The following is a 23053-nucleotide window of genomic DNA, read 5'->3' as shown; positions in this document are numbered from 1 at the left end:
GATTCGATTTAGGGAGCCCAAGATTATACCTGTTTCCCCCTCCTTGGGACAGTTAAGTCACTGATTTGGGTCAAAAATGTCGAGAAAGTTCGGCCTTTTCGCCGCAGACCAATCGTTTTTTTTCTGCGAGACTGACAGGGCGGCGAAGGGCGGACAGGCGGCCCGAAGGTCGGCTGGCGAGTCGGATTTGTCTCTTTTGCCGTAGAATGTCCGACTTGTTTTAATTTTGCGACTATTCATGGCGAAGACCGCGTCGAACGATACTGCTGCGGCGCCGGCCGAAGGCGTCGAAAGCACGCCGCTGCCTGAGAACTACGAGGCGGCGCAGGCAGAGCTTGAAGGGCTCGTTGCACGCATGGAAAGCGGCAATCTCAGCCTCGAAGAATCGCTCTCCGCCTATCGGCGTGGCGCGGCTCTGGTGGCGTTTTGCCAGCAGCAGCTCGAGAAAGTCGAGCAGCAGGTGCGGGTGCTCGACGGCGAGACGCTCAAGCCACTGCCCGTGAATACCGCAGGAACAGCCGCTACTGAAAGCGGGGACGACCTATGACATTCGAACAATGGACGCGCTCGGTGCTCGAGCGCGTCGAAACGGCACTCGAACACTACCTGCCGGCTGAAACAACGGAGCCGGCCAAGCTGCATGAGGCGATGCGCTACGCCGTGCTGGGCGGCGGCAAGCGGGTTCGCCCGCTGCTGTGCCATGCAGCAGGCGAGCTGACCGGCGCGCGCGCCGAGTGTCTCGATGCAGCAGCGGCGGCGCTCGAAATGATCCACGTGTACTCGCTCGTGCACGACGACATGCCGTGCATGGACGACGACGCGCTGCGCCGCGGCAAACCCACGGTACACGTCAAATATGACGAAGCCACGGCACTGCTGGTCGGCGACGCATTGCAGTCGCAGGCGTTCGTCGCGTTGACTTCCGAGGTTCTGGCGCACGCGCAGCAAGCGGCGCTCGTGCGCGAACTGGCTCTTGCCAGCGGTTCGATCGGCATGTGCGGCGGTCAGGCAATCGACCTTGCAAGCGTCGGTCACACGCTCACGCGTACGCAACTCGAAACCATGCACCGCATGAAGACCGGCGCGTTACTGCGCGCCGCGGTGCGCATGGGCGCGCTGGCGGGTGAAGCGCCGGACGCGAACGCCATGCGTTCGCTCGACGCATACGCGGCCGCGGTCGGCCTCGCGTTTCAGGTCGTCGACGATATTCTCGACGTCACGACCGACTCGGCGACGCTCGGCAAGACAGCAGGTAAAGACGCGAAGGACGGCAAGCCGACCTACGTGTCGATTATTGGGCTCGACGCATCGCGTTCGCTGGCAGCGCAGCTGCGCAGCGACGCGCACGCCGCGCTGGCGCCGTTCGGCGCGCGCGCGCAGCGTCTTGCCGAATTGGCAGATCTGGTGGTGAACCGGGTCAGCTGAACGCGAAAGCCCGCCGCCGCGCGCCGTCCCCACCAGGCGCATGTATGAAGTGCGGGCGCGTAAGTTTTCCTACAATGGAACGACGATGTACGACTTGCTGAAAACCATCGACGACCCGGCAGCCCTGCGCCGCCTCGATCGCCGCCAATTGCAACCGCTTGCCGACGAGTTGCGCGCCTTTGTGCTCGACAGCGTGTCGCAGACGGGCGGCCATCTTTCGTCCAACCTCGGCACGGTCGAGTTGACCATTGCTCTGCATTATGTGTTCGACACGCCGCACGACCGCATCGTGTGGGACGTCGGCCATCAGACGTATCCGCACAAGATCCTGACGGGCCGTCGGGACAGAATGCACACGCTGCGCCAGTTGGGCGGCATCTCCGGTTTCCCTAAACGCGACGAGTCGGAATACGACACGTTCGGCACTGCGCATTCGAGCACGTCGATTTCGGCGGCACTCGGCATGGCGGTCGCCAGCAAGCTGCAGGGCGATAACCGCATGGGCATCGCCGTGATCGGCGACGGCGCGATGACGGCGGGCATGGCCTTCGAGGCATTGAACAATGGCGGCGTAGAAGACGACGTGCCGCTGCTCGTCATCCTGAACGACAACGACATGTCGATTTCGCCGCCGGTCGGCGCGCTCAATCGCCATCTCGCGCGTCTCATGTCGGGCCGCTTTTACGCCGCGGCGCGTGCGGGCGTCGAGCGCGTGCTGCGCGTCGCGCCGCCCATGCTCGATCTGGCCCGCAAGCTCGAAGAGCACGCGAAGGGCATGATCGTTCCGGCCACGCTGTTCGAGGAATTCGGCTTCAACTATATCGGCCCGATCGACGGTCACGACCTCGATTCGCTGATCCCTACGCTGCAAAACATCAAGGAACTGCGCGGTCCGCAATTCCTGCACGTGGTCACCAAGAAGGGCCAGGGCTACAAGCTCGCCGAGGCTGATCCGGTGCTGTATCACGGCCCGGGCAAGTTCAATCCCGCTGAAGGCATCAAGCCGGCTGTTGCGCCGTCGAAGAAAACCTACACCCAGGTGTTCGGCGAGTGGCTTTGCGACGCGGCTGAACTGGACGCACGCGTGGTCGGCATCACGCCGGCCATGCGTGAAGGTTCCGGCATGGTGGAGTTCGAGAAGCGCTTCCCGGACCGCTACTTCGACGTGGGTATCGCCGAGCAGCACGCGGTTACCTTCGCTGGGGGTCTCGCGGCCGAGGGCATGAAGCCTGTCGTCGCGATTTACTCCACGTTCCTGCAACGCGCCTACGACCAACTGATCCACGACGTCGCGCTGCAAAATCTGCCGGTCGTGTTCGCGATCGACCGCGCAGGTCTGGTCGGCGCGGACGGGGCGACGCACGCGGGTGCTTACGACCTCGCGTTCATGCGCTGCATCCCGAACATGATGGTAATGGTCGCGTCCGACGAAAACGAATGCCGTCAGATGTTGTACACGGCGTTGCAGCAATCGTGTCCGACGGCCGTGCGTTATCCGCGCGGCGCCGGCACCGGCGTGGCCACCGTCAAGCAAATGGCTGCTCTGCCTGTCGGCAAGGGCGAAGTGCGCCGCGAAACGTCGCAACCGGCGGGCAAGCGCATCGCGATACTGGCGTTCGGTACGATGGTCGCGCCGTCTCTGGCAGCTGCCGAGCAACTCGACGCCACCGTGGCCAACATGCGTTTCGTGAAGCCGCTCGACGCTGACCTCGTGCGTCAACTCGCTGAAACGCATGACGCCATCGTCACCGTCGAAGAAGGCTGCGTGATGGGTGGTGCGGGCTCGGCATGCGTCGAGGCCCTGCTCGCGTGTGGGGTTACGCGGCCGGTACTGCAATTGGGCTTGCCCGACCGCTTCATCGATCACGGAGATCCGGCCAAGCTGCTCGCCGCGTGCGGCCTCGACGCCACGGGCATTGCGAAGTCGATTCGCGAACGCTTTTTGTCGAGCGGCGCCGTGGCCGGCCAGTCGTCGGTCAAGCGCGTCGCTTAAGGTGAGTTGATGAGCTTGTCGGCGAGCCAGGCGATAAAAGTCATATCGACTGGCACGCCGTAAAGCCCGGCACCGCTTATTGCGCCGTCCGTTGCCATGGTGGCAATAGAAGTCGCTAACTTGAATCGATGGGCCCGTGCGTGGCTCATCATCGAACGCCGGCAGGGGCCGGCGTTTGCCGTTGCGGTTTCTGCTCCGCGCGGCCGCTGAGGACTCCCGACCCCGTCGCTCCGCAAAGCCCGTTATGGGCAGCCTCAACGTCCGGCAAATTTGCTCCGGCGCAGGGCTATCTGCGGAGCCGCAAGCCTGAGGCGGGTCGGCGTTTTCCTGAAAGGACAAGAACATGAATCAGATGAATCCCGCCTTTGTGATGCCAGACGTGCAAAGCACGCCCGATACTCGCCAGATTCCAATTCAGCGGGTCGGCGTCAAGGCGGTCCGCCATCCGCTGACGGTGCGCACACCAGGCGGTGACGCCCAGCCGACGGTCGGCACATGGAATCTCGACGTGCATTTGCCCGCAGAGCAAAAAGGCACGCATATGTCCCGCTTCGTTGCGTTGCTCGAAGAGAACAAGGCGCCGCTGGAACCCGCCACGTTCCGCAAGATGCTCGCCGCGATGCTGACGAAACTCGAGGCCGAGGCGGGCCGCATCGAAGTGTCGTTCCCTTACTTCGTGAACAAGACCGCGCCGGTGTCCGGCGTGCAGAGCCTGCTGGACTACGAAGTGACGCTGACCGGCGACGCGCGTAACGGCGAAACCCGTCTGTTCCTGAAAGTGCTCGTGCCGGTCACGAGCCTTTGTCCGTGTTCGAAGAAAATTTCGCAGTACGGCGCGCACAACCAACGCTCGCATGTGACGATCAACGCGGAACTGGCGGGCGAGGTCGCGGTAGAAGACCTGATCCGTATCGCCGAGGAAGAGGCGTCGTGTGAGCTGTGGGGCTTGCTCAAGCGTCCGGACGAGAAATTCGTGACCGAGCGCGCGTATGAAAACCCGAAGTTCGTCGAAGATCTGGTGCGCGACGTCGCGCAGCGTCTGAACGCGGATGAGCGGATCGTCGCATACGTGCTGGAAGCTGAGAACTTCGAGTCGATTCACAATCACAGCGCGTACGCCGTGATCGAGCGTGATAAGCGGTTGGTTTGACGCTTTGCCTCGAAATCCTGATTGCATGAAAAAAGCCGCTCTAAACAAGCGGCTTTTTTGTCGGCGTAACGCGCCGTTCGCCAAGCATTCAGCGTGCGAGTGACGTCAGATCCCAGCGGGGTTTGACGGTGAACGCGTAGTCCTTGCCCGACTGATCGGGCCAGCGTTGCAGCCGCAACGCGCCTGCCAGCGCAATCATGGCGCCGTTGTCCGTGCACAGCGACAGATCCGGGTAATGCACGTAGAAGTTGCGCTTTTGCGCGGCGGCCGAAAGGGCCTCGCGCAACTGCCGGTTCGCACCCACGCCACCCGCCACGACTAGCCGGTTCAGCTTCGTGCGCTTGAGCGCGGCGATCGACTTCGTTGCGAGCACTTCGACGGCAGCGTCCACGAAGCCACGCGCCAGATCCGCTTTCGCCTGCTCGCAGATATTCGCCCCGCCAAGCTTTTTTGCGTGCGTCAGCACGGCCGTTTTAAGGCCGCTGAAGCTGAAGTCCAGATCGCCTGAATGCAGCATGGGACGCGGCAGCACCACCGCGCCCGGCGTGCCGAATTCGGCCATGCGCGAAACCTCTGGGCCGCCGGGATAGCCGAGGCCGAGTAGCTTGGCGGTTTTGTCGAAGGCCTCGCCCGCTGCGTCGTCGAGCGTTTCGCCCAGCGTTTCGTAGACGCCCACGTCGGTCACGCGCATCAATTGCGTATGGCCGCCCGATACCAGCAACGCGACGAACGGAAACGGCGGCGGCTCGTCCACAAGCAAAGGCGACAGCAAATGCCCTTCAAGATGATGAATGCCGATGGTCGGCTTGTCCCAGGCCATGGCAAGCGAATTGGCGACGCTCGCGCCCACCAGCAGGGCGCCCGCGAGCCCCGGCCCTTGCGTGTAGGCGATCGCGTCGATGTCGCCGCGTGCCGTGCCCGACCGCTCCATGACCTCTTCGAGCAAGGGCAGCGCGCGCCGGATGTGGTCGCGGGACGCCAGTTCGGGCACCACGCCGCCGTACTCGCGATGCATCGCAATCTGCGAATGCAGCGCGTGCGCGAGCAGGCCGCGCTCAGTGTCGTAGAGCGCGAGGCCGGTTTCGTCGCAGGAGCTTTCGATGCCGAGAACGAGCATGTCTGGTGGGCTGAAACGGGCGCTTGGACGCACCCGAAATGCAAAAAGGTAAGCGTTAAAGTATAGCAGTGCGAGCCAGGACGCCGCAGGCGGCGCAGGTACAATGCGGCCCCATGGAATCCTACGATATTGCAGTGATCGGCGCGGGCGCGGCCGGCATGATGTGCGCGGCGGTGGCCGGGCAACTCGGCCGGCGCGTGGTGCTGATCGATCACTCGCAGCGCCTCGCGGAGAAGATCCGGATCTCGGGCGGCGGCCGCTGCAACTTCACGAACCTGTATGCGGGCCCGGCCAACTATCTGTCGGCGAATCCGCATTTTTGCCGCTCGGCGCTCGCCCGCTACACGCCGCGCGACTTCATGGCGCTGCTCAAGCGGCATCATGTGACGTGGCACGAGAAGCATAAGGGGCAGCTTTTCTGCAACGAGTCGAGCGACGCCGTCATCAACGTGCTGAAAAAGGAGTGCGACGCGGGACGCGTCGCATGGCGTGCGCCGCTCTCGGTCGAGCATGTGAGGCATGACGTGGAAGGCCGCTTCACGCTCGACACCAACGCGGGTTCAATTGCGGCTCGGGCGCTTGTCGTCGCTACGGGCGGCTTGTCGATCCCGAAGATCGGCGCCACCGACTTTGCCTATCGTCTTGCCAAGCAGTTCGGCCACAAGCTCATCGACACGCGTCCCGCGCTCGTTCCCCTCACGTTCGCCGCCGCCGACTGGGAGCCGTTTTCGGCGCTCTCCGGCGTGTCGCTGGAAGTGCGGATCGCGACCGGCAACAAGAAGTCAGGCGCTGAATTCGAAGAAGACCTGCTGCTCACGCACCGCGGCCTCTCAGGGCCGGGCGTGCTGCAGATCTCCAGCTACTGGCAGCCGGGGGAGCCGATTCACATCAACCTGCTGCCGGACCGCGACGCCGCCGCGGCGCTACTTGAAGCGAAGACCGGGACGCGGCGTCAGATTGCGAATCTGTTGTCGGAATGGGTGCCGCAGCGGCTTGCCCACGTGTGGCTCGAGACCCATCAGATTCCCGCCGAAGCTCGCGTGGCCGACCTGCCGGACAAGGTGCTTCGCCGTGTCGGCGAAGCCTTGTCGCGCTGGACGCTCACGCCCAACGGCACCGAAGGCTACCGCAAGGCCGAAGTGACCCGCGGTGGCGTGGATACGCGCGACCTTTCGTCCACCTCGATGATGAGCGCCCGCGCGCCGGGCCTGTACTTCATCGGCGAGGCGGTCGACGTAACGGGCTGGCTCGGCGGCTACAATTTCCAGTGGGCCTGGGCATCAGGCGTGGCGGCCGGCGAGGCCGCTGCGGAGTATGCCCGGGGGGCTTGACGGCGCAATGGCTTTGCGCGAAAGCTCTGCTATACTCCTGAACCTTTACAAAGTTCCGTTATTGAAAAATGACGACCATCCGCGTAAAAGACAACGAGCCGTTTGAAGTCGCCATGCGCCGTTTCAAGCGCACCATGGAGAAAAACGGTTTGTTGACGGAACTTCGTGCGCGCGAATTTTACGAAAAGCCTACGGCTGAGCGTAAGCGCAAGAAGGCGGCTGCGGTGAAGCGTCATTTCAAGCGTCTGCGTGGCCAGATGCTGCCAAAGAAATTCTACTGATTCTGGCGTTGCCGCTGTTCCGCTCAAACGGAGCCGCGACATGCAACCGGTGACGGCACAACAGGTGCTGCCACGGAAAACAAGGTCTTTTCGGACCAGCCGGCAGGGTCGCATCCACTACGCACATTGCGCCAACCCGCTTGAGGAAGCTGTCCCAAGCGGGTATTCGTGTTGGTGAATGTCGATGCAGTCCACTCGGCCGGTTTTTCAATTTTCAACGCATTCAGGTGAGTAATGAGCCTCAGAGACCGGATCAACGACGATATGAAAGCCGCCATGCGGGCACGTGAAACGGAGCGTCTCGGCACGATTCGCCTGTTGCTCGCCGCGATCAAGCAACGTGAAGTCGACGAGCGCGTGACGCTCGACGACACTGCAATCACTGCTGTGATCGACAAGATGATCAAGCAGCGTAAGGACTCGATCAGCCAGTTCGAAGGCGCGGGCCGCACGGACCTCGCGGACAAGGAAAAGGCCGAGCTGGCTATTCTGTCGGCGTACATGCCCGCGCAGATGTCGGAGGCGGAGATCGTCGCCGAGGTGCAGGCCGCCGTCGCGCAAACCGGTGCCGCCGGCCCGCAGGACATGGGCAAGGTGATGGGCGTGCTGAAGCCGAAGCTCGCCGGTCGTGCCGACATGACCGCCGTTTCCGCGCAAGTCAAAGCCGCGCTCGCGAAGTAAACCGCGCGTTGTGGCCCGCGCGGCCGCCATGGGCGGCGCGCGCGGTATCGAGCTCCTAAGCTGGCGTCGTCTAACGTGATTCCTCCGTCATTCCTGCAGGATCTGCTCAACCGCGTCGATATCGTCGACGTGGTGGGGCGGTACGTGCAGTTGAAGAAGGGCGGCGCGAACTTCATGGGGCTGTGTCCGTTTCATAACGAGAAAAGCCCGTCGTTCACGGTGAGCCCGACCAAGCAGTTTTATCACTGCTTCGGCTGCGGCGCGCATGGAACGGCCATTGGCTTTCTGATGGAACACGTCGGCGCCTCGTTCCCCGAGGCAGTCAACGAACTCGCGCAATCCGTCGGGTTGACGGTGCCGAACGAGCCTTCGCCGGGCTACGGAGGCGGCGGTTCCGGCGGCTATGCACCGACGGCCTCGAAAGCAGTAACTACCGCGCTTTCCGACGTCATGCAGACGGCTTGCGACTACTACCGCAAGCAATTGCGCGGCGCGCCTGTCGCGATTCAATATCTGAAGAAACGCGGCCTGACCGGCGAGATCGCCGCTCGCTTCGGGTTGGGCTACGCGCCGGACGGCTGGCAGAACCTGGAAACGGCTTTTCCGAACTATCGCGACGATTCCCTTGTCGAATCGGGTCTGGTAATCGTCAGCGAGAAGTCGGACGCGCAGGGCCAGAATCGCCGCTACGACCGCTTTCGCGAGCGGATCATGTTCCCTATACGCAACGTGAAGGGGCAGGTAATCGGCTTCGGCGGCCGGGTGCTGGACGGCGGCGAGCCGAAGTATTTGAATTCGCCGGAAACGCCTCTATTTAACAAAGGCAGCGAGTTGTACGGGCTTTTCGAGGCCCGTCTTGCGATCCGGGAACAGCACTACGTGCTGGTCGTCGAAGGTTATATGGATGTGGTCGCGCTGGCCCAATTGGGGTTTCAGAACGCGGTCGCGACGTTGGGCACGGCCTGCACACCGATTCACGTGCAGAAACTGATGCGCCAGACAGACACGGTCATCTTCAGTTTCGACGGCGATTCAGCCGGCCGGCGCGCCGCGCGGCGCGCATTGGACGCCTGTTTGCCGCACGCGGCTGACAACCGGACCATCCGCTTCCTGTTTCTGCCGGCTGAACACGACCCGGATAGCTACGTCCGCGAGTTTGGTACCGAGGCGTTCGCCGAGCAGGTGGAACGCGCCATGCCGCTCTCGCAGTTCATGCTCAACGAGGTGCTCGCCGGCAAGGAGCTGGACCAGCCGGAAGGCCGAGCACGCGCGCTGTTCGACGCCAAGCCGCTGCTGCAGGCGCTGCCGGCCAATGCACTGCGCGCGCAGATCATGCATATGTTCGCCGATCGGCTCGACGTGCCGTTCGACGAGGTTGCCGCGCTCTGCGAGGTCGACTCGCGCATTGCGGCGGCGGCGCGTTCGGCGCCGGCCCGTAAGGACCGGCGCAGCGTGACTGGGATCGAAGAAAAGACGCTGCGCAATCTTGTGATGTATCCGCGCACGGTCGCGGTGCTCGACGAAGAAGCCGAACAGGCGCTTCTCACCGTGACCCGGCACGGCGAACTATTTGAAGAAGTGACGACGCATGCGCGCGCACTCGGCGATTCGGCGGAGTTTCAATTGCTCTCCGACCTATTGCGAAACGGCGCAAACGCCCCAACTTTCGAGGAAATCTTTCGCAAAATTCTGGACTATGATGAAAATGTCCGGGATTTGTTGCTGAAGGACCCGGAAGATGCGACCGTCATAGAAGAGCGGCGCGAGCAGGAGAGGATCGTCGGAGAGGAGCTGAAAGCGGCGATTCTGAAGATGCGATACGACGCTTATTGCGATCGTCTCGAGCAACTTTCACGACAATCCCGGCACACGCCGGAGGAGTTCGCGGAGCTTGCAGAGCTCAACAGGAAGCGGGCTGACATGAAGCGCCAGCTCGGCTTGTAGGCGGAAGCGCAGAAACCTGAGTGGTATAATAAAAGGTTTCCAGCGGTTTGTTTTTCAAAGGGTTTTCCTAGCAAAGGCGAAAAGGCGATGCGATGGCAAAGACTACAGGCGGAAAGAACACACCCGGCCCACGCTCCAGAGAGCAGACCAGAAAGGTCACTTCGGCCAGGTTAGATTCTTCCGTCCGGAAAGCGTCTGCCGTTAGCGTTACACCGGCTGCCGGGAAGAAGTCTTTAGCCACTCCGGCCGCGCGAGCGGAGCCGGCTCAGATGGCAAAGGCGGTCGCCAAGGCGGCGAAAACTGTACCACCTCCGGCCGCGAAACGACCGGGTGTCAGAAGCGCAAGGGAAGCGGCTGTCGCGCAGGACGATGCGGCAGTGCGTGAGACTCCAGTATCCACGGTTCAACCGGCTGTTGTCCACCAGCCGCGAGTCGAGACTACAGCCGGTACGGCGAACTCCATGACGAAAAAGCTGAATGAAGTACCCGTCGATGACGACGCAACCCAGAGCGAAGAAACCCCTGTGGCCGCTTCCGGCAAAGTGGAAAAGGCCAAGGCTCGCGACCGCCGTGCCAAAGAAAAGGCGCTTCTGAAAGACGCGTTTTCTTCATCGGCGCCCGGCACGGTGGAGGAACTCGAGGAGCGCCGCTCCAAATTGCGCGCGCTCATCAAGCTCGGCAAGGAGCGCGGTTTCCTCACGTACGCTGAAATCAACGATCACCTGCCGGACAACTTCACCGAGACCGAGGCGATCGAAGGCATCATCAGCACGTTCAACGACATGGGCGTGGCTGTGTACGAGCAGGCGCCCGACGCTGAAACGCTGCTGCTGAACGACAACGCGCCCGCCGCTTCGTCAGACGACGAAGTCGAAGAAGAAGCGGAAGTTGCGCTGTCCACCGTCGACTCGGAATTCGGCCGCACGACCGACCCGGTGCGCATGTACATGCGCGAAATGGGCACGGTCGAACTGCTGACGCGCGAAGGCGAAATTGAAATTGCCAAGCGCATCGAAGACGGCCTGAAGCACATGGTGATGGCCATTTCCGCGTGCCCGACCACGATCGCCGACATTCTCGCCATGGCTGAGCGCGTCGCGAACGAGGAAATCCGCATCGACGAACTGGTCGACGGCCTGATCGACGCCGACGCAGAAGACGCGGACGGCTTCTCCGTGCAGGAAGCGGAAGCGATCGAGAGCGAGGACGAAGAAGCCGAGGAAGAAGACGAAGAGGACGAGGAAGAAGACGACGGCACCGCGCAGGCCACGGCCAACGCAGCGCAAATGGAAGCGCTCAAGCGTGCGTCGCTCGAAAAATTCGCCCTGATCAGCGAGTGGTTCGACAAGATGCGTCGCGCGTTCGAGAAGGAAGGCTACAAGTCGAAGTCGTACCTGAAAGCGCAGGAAACCATCCAGAACGAGCTGATGACGATCCGCTTCACCGCGCGCACCGTCGAGCGTTTGTGCGACACGTTGCGTGCGCAGGTGGACGAAGTGCGTCAGGTCGAGCGCCAGATCCTGCATACGGTGGTCGACAAGTGCGGCATGCCGCGTGCGGAGTTCATCGCGCGTTTCCCGGGTAGCGAAACGGACCTCGAGTGGGCCGACAAGATCGTCAGCGAAGGTCACGCGTACAGCGCGATCCTCACGCGGAACATTCCGGCCATTCGCGAGCAGCAACAACGTCTGCTGGATCTGCAGGCGCGTGTGGTGCTGCCGCTGAAGGACCTGAAGGAAACCAACCGTCAAATGGCGGCCGGCGAACTGAAGGCGCGCCAGGCGAAGCGCGAAATGACCGAGGCAAACCTGCGTCTCGTGATCTCGATTGCGAAGAAGTACACGAACCGCGGTCTGCAGTTCCTCGACCTGATTCAGGAAGGCAACATCGGCCTGATGAAGGCGGTGGACAAGTTCGAATATCGTCGTGGCTACAAGTTTTCCACGTATGCAACGTGGTGGATCCGTCAGGCCATCACGCGTTCCATCGCGGACCAGGCGCGCACGATCCGTATTCCGGTTCACATGATCGAAACGATCAACAAGATGAACCGCATCTCGCGTCAGATTCTGCAGGAAACCGGCCTCGAGCCGGATCCGGCAACGCTGGCCGAGAAGATGGAAATGCCGGAAGACAAGATCCGCAAGATCATGAAGATCGCGAAAGAGCCGATCTCGATGGAAACGCCGATTGGTGACGACGACGATTCGCATCTGGGCGACTTTATCGAAGATACGAACACCGTGGCGCCGGCAGACGCTGCGTTGCACGCGAGTATGCGCGACGTCGTGAAAGACGTGCTTGATTCGTTGACGCCGCGCGAAGCGAAGGTGTTGCGCATGCGTTTCGGTATCGAGATGAGCACCGATCACACGCTCGAAGAAGTCGGCAAGCAGTTCGACGTCACGCGTGAGCGGATTCGTCAGATCGAGGCAAAGGCGCTGCGCAAGCTGCGTCATCCGAGCCGCTCGGACAAACTCAAGTCGTTCCTTGAGGGCAACTGATCGGCAGGTGTGGCCGTAGTGAGTAAGTAGCAGTTTGAAGGGGTCTCCCAATTGTTCCGTCAAAGCGGAGCGGTCGCGGAGGCCCCTTTTTCGTGTAGTATGGCGGCCACTCGACAAGCAGGCATGCGCAACATGCTGTACGTTGGTAGCTTCAGATACGGTAAAATCTCGAGTTCTCAGGGCCTCTAGCTCATGCTTGGTTAGAGCAGCGGACTTAGCAAAGACTCACCTAAACCTCGCAGCACGGCATGGTGAGTCATGAATGGGTTGCCTTGGGGTAAGTTAGCTCTGCCCCTTGGTAGAACTGCTCAAATTCGGGGAAACCTCTGCTGTTCTCGCAGCGTGGCAATCCCGAGCGAAGCTCTCTTTGAGAGAACGTGTAGAGACTGAACGGGCAGGTCGTAAAGACAAGAGACAGTCCAGACCACAAACCCGAAAGGGGCGGCGAAAGCCGTAGCTGGTTAGCATAATCCGTTGGTGCCGTGTTCGACTCACGGGAGGCCCACCAAACATTGAAAAAGCCACCCTTCATGGGTGGCTTTTTCTTTGCATCAGACTTTGCGTTTTCTCACGATGCCGCGTGCGCCAGTACAATCGACGCACCATCGACGTCGCGGATGTGCGAGGCAGCAATGAAGATTCGGATTGCGTATCTGGAAGAACCTCCGTTTGGATGGAGCGGACCGGACGGGGCGGCTATGGGCGCCGATATCGATCTGGCCACGGTTGTTCTTCGTGCCATTGGTGCGACGGAGATCGAGCATTGCCTCACTACATTTAGCGAGTTGCTTGATGGCGTAGCAACTGGCCGCTGGGATATGAACGTTCCTCTGTTCATCACGCCGGAGCGGGCACAGCAGGTGGCTTTCAGCGTTCCCGTGTGGGCGATGGCAGACGGCTTTCTCGTTCGTACAGACAACGACAAGGCGCTGGACAGCTATGCGTCGGTCGCCGAGCGGCGCGATGCCCGGCTTGGCATCATCGCAGGACAGGTGCAGCACGAGTCGGCCAGAGCGGCTGGCGTAAGCGAGGACCAGATTGTCGTCTATCAGCAGCAGGCTGAAGCGATAGAGGCAGTTCGCGCAGGCACCGTGGACGCTTATGCGAGCACCGCCCTCGGGAATCGCATACTGGCTGAGCACATTGGCGGCTCGGTGCTCCGTGCAGTCGAGCATCGGCCAGTGACAGGCAGCGCGCTCGAAATACCCTTCGGTGCATTTTCGTTCAGCAAGAACAGCGATGATCTGCGCCACGCGGTTAACCGGGAATTGCGATCGTATTTGGGCTCGGCAGCGCATCGCGAGCAAATGGCGAGGTTTGGCTTCACGCACAAAGAGATCGATCCCGTTCTCTCTGTCGGTTGATAGAACGGTCGTGATTTGCGTAATCTCGCACGTGTTGCGACGAGCGGTATTCACAATGGTCCCATTGCACTGCTTTGGATAACCAGATTTGGAGCGATCTACACCATGTCACTGAAGACGGATGTCGAATTCTTCCGCCTCCTCACGAATAGCTATCGCCGTTTGCTCGGTAAATCGCTGGTGCCGTCCGGCATTAGCGACACCGAGGGCGCTGCATGGCTCTATTCGTCAGCGCCGTTTGGCCTTCTCGCGCACGATACGCAGGCCGACCCGATGTTTATCTATGGCAACTCAAAAGCGCAGACGATCTTCGGATACGACTGGGACGAAATCACGTCTCTGCGCTCGCGGCTTTCAGCGGAACTTCCGGAGCGCGGGGAGCGCCAGGCGTTTCTGGATCAGGTCGCGCGCGACGGTTTCGTCACCGGGTATCGTGGCATTCGCATGACGAAGTCCGGGCAGCGTTTCTGGATCGAGCATGCAACGGTGTGGCAGTTATTCGACGACTCAGGCGTGGTGCGTGGCCAGGCGGCCATGATTCCGCAGATTGCGAAGTTCTAAAGATCCTATGCTGGCCCGAAAGCAACGACATAATCGCTTCTTCCGGGCTGCGAGCCCGCGACATCAAGCAGATCTTTTTATGCGGTGATTTTCAGGAACTGAGAATAAAGTGACGGCCTGCTGAAAGGTGTTAAAGACTTAGCACATCAAGTCTTCGAAAGACGCAAATGATAGGCCCCTGTTTCTGAAAGGCCCAATTCGTTGAATTAATGTCCTTGAAAAGCGCTGAATGTTGATTAGTCTTCCGCCATCGCATCGATTTCAGGGCGTGGGGCTACTATGAGTTCGCTTAAGACCTTCGGGCATTTTCTTTGGCTTGTGCGGAAAACGTGGCTGACACGGGGAGCGCGCTTGTATTATTCCCAGTTCGGAGAAGATGCTGTACTCCGCGAGATAATCAGCCCTGCGTGCTCCAAGGGCGTCTATGTGGATGTGGGTGCTTATCACCCAATCAAGTTTTCAAATACGTATGCGTTGTACAAGCGCGGCTGGCGGGGCATCAACATTGATATGGACCCCATCAAGATCGAGGCGTTCAGACTCGCGCGGGCGTCCGATACCAACGTGTGTGCGGCTATTTCAAGCGAAAAGGCTGTGAAGAACGTCTATAACTTCTCGAGCTATGGGTTGACCTCCACTCTCGATGCCGAAGTAGCCGCAAATGGAACGGCGTCGCCTACATCGGTGCGCAGCGTCGAGACCACGACGTTGGACGACGTGCTCGAACACAGCCGTTACTCCGATCATGAGATCGACCTACTTTCCATCGACGCCGAAGGTCACGATTATCAGGTGTTGATGTCGATCAATATTGAAAAGTACAAGCCGAAAATCATCATTGTCGAGTCCTCATCTACTTCAATGCGGGATGTCGTCGGCTCGAAAGTGTACGACTATCTTGAGAAGCGCGGTTATAGGCTCGTCAGCTGGACGCATCTTTCGCTGATTTTCAGGGTAGATAAGTCCAGAATCTTCCGCTACCAGCTATAAGGGCGGCGCGAACGCGCACTTCGCGACGTCTCTTACCAGGATGCCGAGCCGCGCAGCGGCATGCCTCGCGGAAACAAACAGGCGTTTGTGCGCGGGCTCGCAACCGCATTCCTTGCATTTTCCTTTATGTCCGCTTGCACGCCGCCTGCTAAGGCTTCGCCGCGAGGTGAGCGCCGCGATCCATCAATTTCAAAAAAACTTTGGAATAAACGTCGGGGCCCTGTGTTTGCCCCAATGTAGCCAGATACAAACGCATTAATCCGGAACCCGACGAGAAGGAAGTTCGAAGGAACGAATGCCGACCCGTGAGACCGGAAAGTCAGATAGTTAGGAATCCGATAGTAATTGTTGTTCGGCGGAGATGATCCTGTCGGTCTGTGCAAAGCGATTTTATCCGCGGCTTGCCGCCGCGAACCATTCACTTAATTAAGGAGTATTGATCATGTCCAAGTTGTTCGTAAGCCTCGCTCTCGCCGTTTCCGCTCTCGGCGCCCCGGTACTCAGCTTCGCTCAAAGCAGCGCTCCGCTCACACGTGCGGAAGTTCGTGCAGATCTCGTCCGCGTCGAGCACGCTGGATATCGGCCTACCAGCGGTGACGATGTTAACTACCCGGCAGATGTCCAGGCAGCAGAAGCAAAAGTCGCAGCACAAGGCGACCAGCAACTGACGATGCAAGCCGTCGGCGGTGTCGCACAAAGCGGCAGCTCAGCGTCGGGTGCTGCGTCGCATACGGCAATGCAATCTGCGTGCGTCGGCCCGGTCAGCTTCTGCAACCTCTACGCCGGTAGTTAAGTGCCGCACGCCGGATCCTGTGGACCATGCAGTCGTGCACAGGATCCCAACTGGTTATCTAATCGTTATCAATGGAGTTTCGCCGTGAAAATCTTGCCATTAGCCGCAACGGTTCTTTCCTTGTCTGCATGCATGTTCGCATCCGCCAGCGCAATGGCGCAGGACACGCAACCCGCCAAAGCGCCGATCCGCAATATCGTTCTCGTTCATGGCGCGTGGGTCGACGGCTCGGGGTGGAGGCCGGTCTATGACATCCTGACCAAAGACGGCTACCACGTCACAATGGTGCAGGAGCCGCTGACCTCGCTCGACGACGACGTAGCCGCAGCGAAGCGGGTGATCGACATGCAGGACGGTCCCACCATTCTGGTCGCGCATAGCTATGGCGGCTCGGTGATCACCGAGGCCGGCGTCGATCCGAAAGTAGCGGGGCTCGTATACGTCGCGGCTCATGCGCCGGCAGTGGGCGAAGACGAAAGCGATCTGGGTAAGAAGATGCCCAGCTACACGTCGCAGCAGGCAGGCGCCATCAAGAAGACGGACGACGGTTACACCTATCTGAATCCCGCCGATTTCGCGAAAGATTTCGCAGCCGATCTGCCGCTCAAGGAAGCGGAGTTCGAGTCACGGGCGCAGATTCTCACGGCAGCCAAGGTCTTCTCCGAGCCGATGAAGGTCGCCGCCTGGACCATGAAACCGAGTTGGGGCATCGTGGCGGCCGACGACAAGATCATCAATCCGGACCTCGAGCGCTTTTACTACCGGCGCGCGCATAGCCACACCACGGTACTGGCGGGTGCAAGCCACTCCGTGTATGAATCGCGTCCCAAGGAAGTCGCCGCGGTGATCGAAGACGCAGCGAAGCATGCGCAGCAGTGAAGATGTGTCAACGCCAGCGCGTCGCTGTGGCTGGAATTGTTGCCGGCTCGCGCACGCGCATCGAATTTCATCTGCCAGGGTTCGGCGACGCGGCCACCGTTCGATCAATGCGCGTCAGTTGCCGTCGTGCCGAACCGGCTGAACGCACACCAGCACCTCGTCAAAGGGACAAGCTGGCGTGCGATGTTCCTCTCCAGCGCCAACAAGTCAATCCGCGAAATGCTGGTCAACGGCGCGGAGGCGGATCACGTCGCGGTCCTCAACCGCCTCACTGAAGTGCAGTTGCCCCGCATCGATCCTGACGACCGGCAATGGATTAGCGAAATGCCCATCACCCACCAGGTGGCATGCAACTATGGGCACGCCGGAATCATCCATGCACAATGGCTGGTTGCCAACCAAAACCGTTTGCCACTGCTCATCCAGCAGAAATGCGACGAACTCATGCGCCCGACGGATGCCGCCCGCGGCGAACGGCTGTGGTTCGCCAACCTCGCTGCAATGTTCGTGGGCGCAGAACTGGCACGTGCGGCGAACCTGCATGCAATTAACGTGCAGCGCTGGGTGCTTGACACGCTGCTGCCCGACCAGCGTCGCGCCGTTAGGTCGAGTCACCATCGCGAACAACTTACTCGTCTGACGGCTCGTCGGGCGGTGCCTCTGTAAAGCTGATGTATTGCTTGAGATCAGGTTGGCCGAGCGCAATTAGAGCGAGCACGCCGGCGCCGAATCGACGCGCGAATTCGTCGTCAAGCTTGAACTTAAAGTCATCAAGCAAAACCGGAATCTCGGATTCCCCTTTGAGCGCCCCGGCTATTTTTGCCCGGTCGGCTGTCTGCAGGATCAACCGTTGACGGTCCTGATCGTAAGTAACGACCACTGAACATGGTGGAAATTTCATCGTCAGTGTCCTCTGCATTCCTGGTAGTCATCAAACGCCTGCTTCTTGCAAAGCGCGAGGCCGGGCAAACCACCCATGTATTTGGCGAACGTGTTGCACTTGAAGACATCGCGCTCGTACTTTGCGTGACAGTCCGCTTCACGCCATTCATTATCTCCGCTCCCTCCACACTTGACGAATCCATTGTCCAGGCTTTTGGCTGAGGAGACAGAATCAGTGTAAATCATCGACCTCTTCGAAGATGCCGCAAGTTCGGGTATGAGGTAGATGACGGGAAGCTGCGATTGAGCAGCCAGCATCAACTCCGTTGTCTCTCCCCACTTCGGAAGCGCCTCGCTAACTTCGTTTGGATAAAGTCTGCCTGTCAATTTCGCTTTCCAACTGACGTAGCACTCAACACACATGTCAGGAACGAATGCCTGGTCATCCGACTTAACGCCGCTGAGGTTGGCAGGAGGAGCCACCGGATCATTACCTAGTTCCCAATTGGCAAGCCATGCTCCAAGTTCAGTGTCGCTTATTGGTTGCCACCATCCACCGTTGGTAGAAACCTTCGCCGAACGCGACGAAACGGTACCGCTGGCCGCGTACTGATAGTCCACTGTTAATACACGAGCCCGCCCTCCGTTAATTGTGCTTGCCGGCTCGTTGTACTGGAAGTTCTTGACACGACCGCGCTCGTCGTAGGCGACGCTTGCCTGCCCGCTATTACCAGCTATCTGCATCGCACGGTTTTCGGAGTTACGGCTGAGAGTCCGCATCGCCCATCCCGATACGGCATCTATTGTGGTGGCGATGTTGCCGCGTACGTCATACGTATATGTCCAGTCTTCGGTCGTCGCACCGTTCCGTACGACCGTAGCAGACAGCATTCGGCCCGCCGCATCGTAGCGCGCCCCTACGGTCATCTGATCGCCTGCCGCGACTGCGTGCAATCCCTGTTCGCCCGTCTGGTCCGTGGTCTGCCATTCAGCGTAGCCAGTGACGTTGCCTGCTGTGTCGTAAACGAACGCCCTGAGTTTTCCAGGTGTTGCCACAAGGTGCGGCCGCAGCGAATTGCCGTCACTGTATTCGACGGTCGTTACCGTCTTGATGTCGTCAACGATTGCTGTGGCTTTTGTTGGCCGATTCACGGCGTCCCAGGTGTATTGGGTATTACCATCCGGGGTTGTTTTCTGTTTAAGGTTTCCAGACGTGTCCCATGTGCGGGACACCGTGCCACCGGGCGTAGCAATCGATGCAGGACGCGACGCGTCGCCGACGATGAATGAATATATGGTGTTGCCAGTCGAGTTGCCGACCGTTGTAGTGCCGGAGCCGTAGGCTAACGAAACATTGCGCGTCGTGTCAGGATGCGTAACGGAGATTGCGCGCCCCTTGGAATCGTAGGACCATGTCGCGATTCGCGAGCCCGATTCGTCCTTTATGCCGCTCAACGCATTGGGGAAGCGGGCATCCTCGTACAAGTATTGACGTACATAGCCGATTGGCGCGGTTACTGAAGTGAGATTACCTTTCGTATCGTACGCATAGTGCGTGGCATTACCCGAAGGCGGTACCACGCTCACGACGCGACCGCTGCTGTCGTACGTCAGGCTAAGCGTCAGCCTCGACGGTGTTTGCCCGACCCGATCAACGGGCCACTGTGCGATTCCATCTATTCGCTGTCCGTCATAGATAACTTCGCGATAGAAGCCCATTCGCGTTGTCTCGGAGTGCAGCCGACCCGTATCAAAAAAATATGTCTCGGTTGTACCGAGTCGCTCGTCTTTCAGGTAGTAGTAACCGTCGCTACTTTTCGTCAGGGATACGCCCGAAGTTCCCGGTACGGTCCACGCTCCGCCGCTGGGCCTAAAGATCAGGGGCTGTCCGCTGCTCTGGTAGGCTGTGATTTTAGGCGCGCTTGCATTGACAGCGGTCAGATCAAGCCTTCGCTGCCAGTTGCTTACCCAATATCCGCCCATAGCTGATTGTGCTTTGTCGAATGGCTTTGGAAGATAGCTGCGGGCAAACACAAGAGGTGAAGCGTCGCCGCTGGCGAAGTCTGTCTCCGAAAGGGTGACGATGCCGTTAGCAGGGAACACCGGATCAGCGACGGAGCAAGTTCCATCTGCGGGCGGGTCGGCCGGTGTGTTACACCACTGCTCAATCTGCACAAGGTCATTGATGCAGGCGTAATTCCCCATTCCTGTGGGCGAATTTGAAGTTACATCGAGCTTGCACGTCGGGGAACCCGGCGTCGCGCCGGACTGCGCATATAGCGACGAGCAGTCTGCCGCGTTTGCGTTGATTGAGAGGAACAGCGTGAAAGCTGGAAAGAGGCGTCTCGCGAATACAGTCGCCACTCCCAAGCGTCGGCGTCTTTTCATTTTTCGTCCCTGCCGGTTATTGAATGGTTGTTTGATGCACAACCAACCTACCGGGACCGCCAAGAACGAGGAATGCGACAACTCTTAAAATTACACCTGACTTTCACCAAGGATAACTTAAATCATGCTGAATGGATTTAAACGTAGTACTCCACAACTTCGTTTGTCAGACTTCATCTATTCAGCCGTAGGAATAGGCATGCCTACCCGGTGAAGTTCATTACAGAATGCGGCAGCCCACCGCAAGCTTCCACGCTGTACTGACCCAGCTGGTGCGGCGAGACCGGCCCGCACCTCCTCTGCATCCAGCCGAAGCCTCAACTCTTCAAGCGCGGCGAGATCGCGGTCTGATTCCGCGCGCCAGCAGCGTGCTATGACCTGGTGGGACCGTCCCAGCTGGAGAATGAATACCCGCGCATCCCGGAGTTCCGCAACGAGCGTCAGGATCGCTTCATTGTCGCGGTAGTGATCCTCCAGGTCGCGCAGATCGTGACTGGTCGGAGCGGTGAACGCGGGGAACGGGCGCGAGTTGGATGTATCGGCCACTCCTGCCCGGAATGTCTCGTTCCTCAGGTCTAGCTTCGGTATAGAGCAGCGTTCGACTTCACGCGCATTCTTTTTGAGCATGCGCGACGCGCCGAACGCGTCCCACAGCCCGAGTTGTTCCCGGTTGGTCGGCGCGGGGCCCTTTTCGCCGGGCTCGTTGAACGTCATCGCAATGCCCGTCAGCGGCCCGATCATGTAGCCATTGATGATCTCCTTCCAGGCCTCGGGCGTCGCATCAACGCCGGTCACTTCACGCACGCTGTTGGCCAGCCGCTTGTAGCTCTCTTCGGTCATGGTCCTGCCCCGCATCGAACTGAATTCGTCGGGCGACAGGTCTTTCGTGGTCTGCTGGCCGAACGATCCTGGACGAACTGGCGGCGTCGAAGGCGGAATTGCTGGGCTTGCCGGGCCCAGAAGACGAACGGCTAGTGCGCATCACCGACGCGCTCGTTTGCAATCTGTCCGACACGCGCCGTCTCGAACAATGGGCCGAGTGGGCAGGGCTTTCGCCGCGCACGCTGAGCAGGCGGTTCGTCGCCGAGACGGGGTTCAGCTTTGCGCAATGGCGCGCGCAGGCCAGATTGCTGCGCGCGTTGGAACTGGTCGCCGATGGTGTCAGCGTCACGACCATTGCACTCGAACTAGGCCACGAGAACGTGAGCGCTTTCATCGACATGTTCAGGCGCGCAACGGGAACCACCCCCGGACGTTATGCAGCGGCGGGCGGTAGTTCCGTTGACTAGCAAGCGGCTGGCGCAGCGCGAGCGAGCGGCTCGCTATCGCTACAATATGCGGATGTTTTGCCTTCCCAATGGCATCGAGCGCCAGACATGCTGATCTCCTGTTTCTCCAGTGGCGACGCCATTCGCACACGGCGCGTGAGCGACATCGTGCTGTCGGGCGTCGTCGACGTGCCCGAACTGCCTCATCGTGTGCTGGTCGATTGGGAGAGGGAGACGTCGTCGCGCATGGTTCTCGATCCCGGCGATGTGGAAGTCATGCCTTTCGCGCGAACACGTATGCGTTGGCCGGATTACACGCTCTGTGTTCAGGCGATGTCGGACTGGACGCGCTTACTCGGATTGCCCGACGTACTTGCCTCTAGCGACGTCGCCTTAATGGCTTGCCGCGGCGCCACGTATCACCATGACGCCATGCAATACGGCGGCGCGGCATTCTGCAACCTGTTCCTGAGCGACGACAAGGGGCTCGACCTGCATTTCGCCTCTTCGGGGCAGCGCATTCCGTTGACCCGCGGAACGGCCGTGATATTCGACACAGGTCAGCCTCATGGTGTGATCCGGCGAGGCAGCAGCGGCTTCAACGTGGACGACTTCACGCCGGATCGCGATAGCGTGCAGATCTTCCTGACGTGGGAGCTTCCTATCGAAGACGTACATGTCGCACGCGCGCTTCAAGTCGAATTCGACGTTGCACCTTTACCCATCTCACAGCCCGCTGAAGAGCAGGTATTGCTGAATGGCGAACCGGTCGTCGTGTGTCCGGATTCGGGCCGCTGGCGTAAGCCTGATTGATGTTCGGCGTTATGCCGATGTCGATGCGCGACGTCTGTATGATGGCGAGTTGCGCTCGACCGCAAGCTCGCGCAAACGGTCGGCGCAGACTACGCACAACGGGCTGCCGCAACGCAGCGCCAACGCATTCCTTCACGACGATTCATAGGAAGACCGCCATGACGGCCGCAACGCAATTCGATCAGGTTTCCGTTATCAAACGTGCCAACGTCTATTTCGACGGCAAGTGCGTTTCGCACACCGTTCTCTTCGCGGACGGCACGCGCAAGACGCTGGGTGTGATTTTGCCGGGCACGCTCAACTTCGGAACGGACGCGCCCGAACTGATGGAAGTGCAAGCCGGCCAGTGCCGCATCCGCCTTGAAGGCAGCGACGAATGGAAGACCTATCGCGCGGGCGAGTCGTTTTCGGTGCCCGGCAAGAGCCGCTTCGACATCGACGTGATCGAAACGCTCGACTACGTCTGCAGCTATCTGTAACTGCGATTGAACGTGTAGCGCTGGAGTCTCGGAACGAGACTCCAGGCAAACGCGATGCTATGCCGATAGGTTCTATCGGAAGTGCTTCAAACCGCGCGACGCACCATCAATTCCTTGATCTTGCCGATCGCCTTGGTCGGGTTCAGTCCCTTCGGGCAGACGTCGACGCAGTTCATGATCGTGTGGCAGCGGAACAGGCGGTACGGATCC

General features: G+C 60.1%; 21 protein-coding genes and 2 pseudogenes. 18 read left to right on the top strand and 5 right to left on the bottom strand.

Going from position 1 to position 23053, the window contains the following annotated elements:
- Window positions 1-238: 238 nt before the first annotated feature.
- The 4 genes from ACTJLB_RS28290 to folE2 all read left to right on the top strand — a co-directional run bounded on the left by ACTJLB_RS28290 (window position 239) and on the right by folE2 (window position 4568).
- Complete coding sequence (locus tag ACTJLB_RS28290; protein ID WP_392395470.1) at window positions 239-547, top strand: exodeoxyribonuclease VII small subunit; 309 nt, start codon at window positions 239-241, stop codon at window positions 545-547.
- Entirely contained in the window at window positions 544-1425 is an 882-nt protein-coding gene (locus tag ACTJLB_RS28285; protein WP_440785236.1) for a polyprenyl synthetase family protein, read from the top strand. Before ACTJLB_RS28290 ends, ACTJLB_RS28285 begins: the two co-directional genes overlap by 4 nt.
- Before the next feature lie 85 nt (window positions 1426-1510).
- Window positions 1511-3418 carry a 1-deoxy-D-xylulose-5-phosphate synthase gene (dxs, locus tag ACTJLB_RS28280; RefSeq protein ID WP_440785235.1) on the top strand — a complete coding sequence of 636 codons (1908 nt, stop codon included), beginning with the start codon at window positions 1511-1513 and terminating at the stop codon, window positions 3416-3418.
- 343 nt (window positions 3419-3761) lie between these two features.
- Window positions 3762-4568: a GTP cyclohydrolase FolE2 gene (gene folE2, locus ACTJLB_RS28275; RefSeq protein ID WP_204523795.1), complete on the top strand. Its 807-nt coding sequence runs from the start codon at window positions 3762-3764 to the stop codon at window positions 4566-4568.
- 88 nt (window positions 4569-4656) lie between these two features.
- On the opposite strand, the gene tsaD is transcribed toward folE2, so the two are convergent.
- The gene (gene tsaD, locus ACTJLB_RS28270) at window positions 4657-5685 is read right to left on the bottom strand and encodes a tRNA (adenosine(37)-N6)-threonylcarbamoyltransferase complex transferase subunit TsaD (RefSeq protein ID WP_310358864.1); all 1029 of its coding nucleotides are present in this window, start codon (window positions 5683-5685) and stop codon (window positions 4657-4659) included.
- Between the two features lie 113 nt (window positions 5686-5798).
- On the opposite strand from tsaD, the gene ACTJLB_RS28265 reads away from it, so the two are divergent.
- The 11 genes from ACTJLB_RS28265 (at window position 5799) to ACTJLB_RS28215 (ending at window position 17679) form a co-directional block, all read left to right on the top strand.
- On the top strand, window positions 5799-7016 hold the full coding sequence (locus ACTJLB_RS28265) for an NAD(P)/FAD-dependent oxidoreductase (RefSeq protein WP_440785234.1): 1218 nt from the start codon (window positions 5799-5801) through the stop codon (window positions 7014-7016).
- 68 nt (window positions 7017-7084) lie between these two features.
- Window positions 7085-7297, top strand: coding sequence for a 30S ribosomal protein S21 (gene rpsU / locus ACTJLB_RS28260; protein WP_028196180.1), 213 nt, complete (start codon window positions 7085-7087; stop codon window positions 7295-7297).
- Window positions 7298-7531: 234 nt separating this feature from the next.
- On the top strand, window positions 7532-7978 hold the full coding sequence (locus ACTJLB_RS28255; protein WP_027805093.1) for a GatB/YqeY domain-containing protein: 447 nt from the start codon (window positions 7532-7534) through the stop codon (window positions 7976-7978).
- A 75-nt stretch (window positions 7979-8053) separates the two neighbouring features.
- Complete coding sequence (gene dnaG, locus ACTJLB_RS28250; protein WP_440785233.1) at window positions 8054-9922, top strand: DNA primase; 1869 nt, start codon at window positions 8054-8056, stop codon at window positions 9920-9922.
- Between the two features lie 92 nt (window positions 9923-10014).
- Window positions 10015-12426, top strand: a complete 2412-nt coding sequence (gene rpoD, locus ACTJLB_RS28245; protein ID WP_408194497.1) for an RNA polymerase sigma factor RpoD — start codon at window positions 10015-10017, stop codon at window positions 12424-12426.
- A 632-nt stretch (window positions 12427-13058) separates the two neighbouring features.
- Complete coding sequence (locus tag ACTJLB_RS28240; protein WP_440785285.1) at window positions 13059-13790, top strand: transporter substrate-binding domain-containing protein; 732 nt, start codon at window positions 13059-13061, stop codon at window positions 13788-13790.
- Between the two features lie 105 nt (window positions 13791-13895).
- Window positions 13896-14351: an MEKHLA domain-containing protein gene (locus ACTJLB_RS28235; RefSeq protein ID WP_440785232.1), complete on the top strand. Its 456-nt coding sequence runs from the start codon at window positions 13896-13898 to the stop codon at window positions 14349-14351.
- A gap of 351 nt (window positions 14352-14702) precedes the next feature.
- Window positions 14703-15341: an FkbM family methyltransferase gene (locus tag ACTJLB_RS28230; RefSeq protein ID WP_440785230.1), complete on the top strand. Its 639-nt coding sequence runs from the start codon at window positions 14703-14705 to the stop codon at window positions 15339-15341.
- Window positions 15342-15783: 442 nt separating this feature from the next.
- Window positions 15784-16134, top strand: a complete 351-nt coding sequence (locus ACTJLB_RS28225; protein ID WP_087752657.1) for a DUF4148 domain-containing protein — start codon at window positions 15784-15786, stop codon at window positions 16132-16134.
- Window positions 16135-16266: 132 nt separating this feature from the next.
- Entirely contained in the window at window positions 16267-17013 is a 747-nt protein-coding gene (locus ACTJLB_RS28220; RefSeq protein ID WP_440785229.1) for an alpha/beta hydrolase, read from the top strand.
- Between the two features lie 183 nt (window positions 17014-17196).
- On the top strand, window positions 17197-17679 hold the full coding sequence (locus ACTJLB_RS28215) for a hypothetical protein (RefSeq protein ID WP_440785228.1): 483 nt from the start codon (window positions 17197-17199) through the stop codon (window positions 17677-17679).
- On the opposite strand, the gene ACTJLB_RS28210 is transcribed toward ACTJLB_RS28215, so the two are convergent.
- From ACTJLB_RS28210 to ACTJLB_RS28200, 3 genes are all read right to left on the bottom strand, one after another.
- Window positions 17642-17914: a hypothetical protein gene (locus tag ACTJLB_RS28210; RefSeq protein ID WP_204523802.1), complete on the bottom strand. Its 273-nt coding sequence runs from the start codon at window positions 17912-17914 to the stop codon at window positions 17642-17644. The two genes, ACTJLB_RS28215 and ACTJLB_RS28210, sit on opposite strands and share 38 nt — an antisense overlap.
- A gap of 2 nt (window positions 17915-17916) precedes the next feature.
- Window positions 17917-20283, bottom strand: coding sequence for a DUF6531 domain-containing protein (locus ACTJLB_RS28205; RefSeq protein WP_440785227.1), 2367 nt, complete (start codon window positions 20281-20283; stop codon window positions 17917-17919).
- A 177-nt stretch (window positions 20284-20460) separates the two neighbouring features.
- Window positions 20461-21123, bottom strand: a complete 663-nt coding sequence (locus ACTJLB_RS28200) for a hypothetical protein (protein ID WP_440785226.1) — start codon at window positions 21121-21123, stop codon at window positions 20461-20463.
- 65 nt (window positions 21124-21188) lie between these two features.
- Here ACTJLB_RS28200 and ACTJLB_RS28195 point away from each other — a divergent pair.
- The 3 genes and pseudogenes from ACTJLB_RS28195 to ACTJLB_RS28185 all read left to right on the top strand — a co-directional run.
- Window positions 21189-21572, top strand: a pseudogene (locus ACTJLB_RS28195) (helix-turn-helix domain-containing protein); the annotation flags it as partial.
- An 87-nt stretch (window positions 21573-21659) separates the two neighbouring features.
- Entirely contained in the window at window positions 21660-22364 is a 705-nt protein-coding gene (locus ACTJLB_RS28190) for a hypothetical protein (RefSeq protein ID WP_440785225.1), read from the top strand.
- 158 nt (window positions 22365-22522) lie between these two features.
- The gene (locus ACTJLB_RS28185; protein ID WP_027802956.1) at window positions 22523-22843 is read left to right on the top strand and encodes a pyrimidine/purine nucleoside phosphorylase; all 321 of its coding nucleotides are present in this window, start codon (window positions 22523-22525) and stop codon (window positions 22841-22843) included.
- Window positions 22844-22929: 86 nt separating this feature from the next.
- On the opposite strand, the pseudogene sdhB reads toward ACTJLB_RS28185, so the two are convergent.
- Window positions 22930-23053, bottom strand: a pseudogene (sdhB, locus tag ACTJLB_RS28180) (succinate dehydrogenase iron-sulfur subunit); the annotation flags it as partial.

This window comes from Paraburkholderia sp. 22098, assembly GCF_052045935.1.
GTDB lineage: Bacteria > Pseudomonadota > Gammaproteobacteria > Burkholderiales > Burkholderiaceae > Paraburkholderia > Paraburkholderia caledonica.
This window is presented reverse-complemented; position numbering and strand designations above follow the sequence as displayed.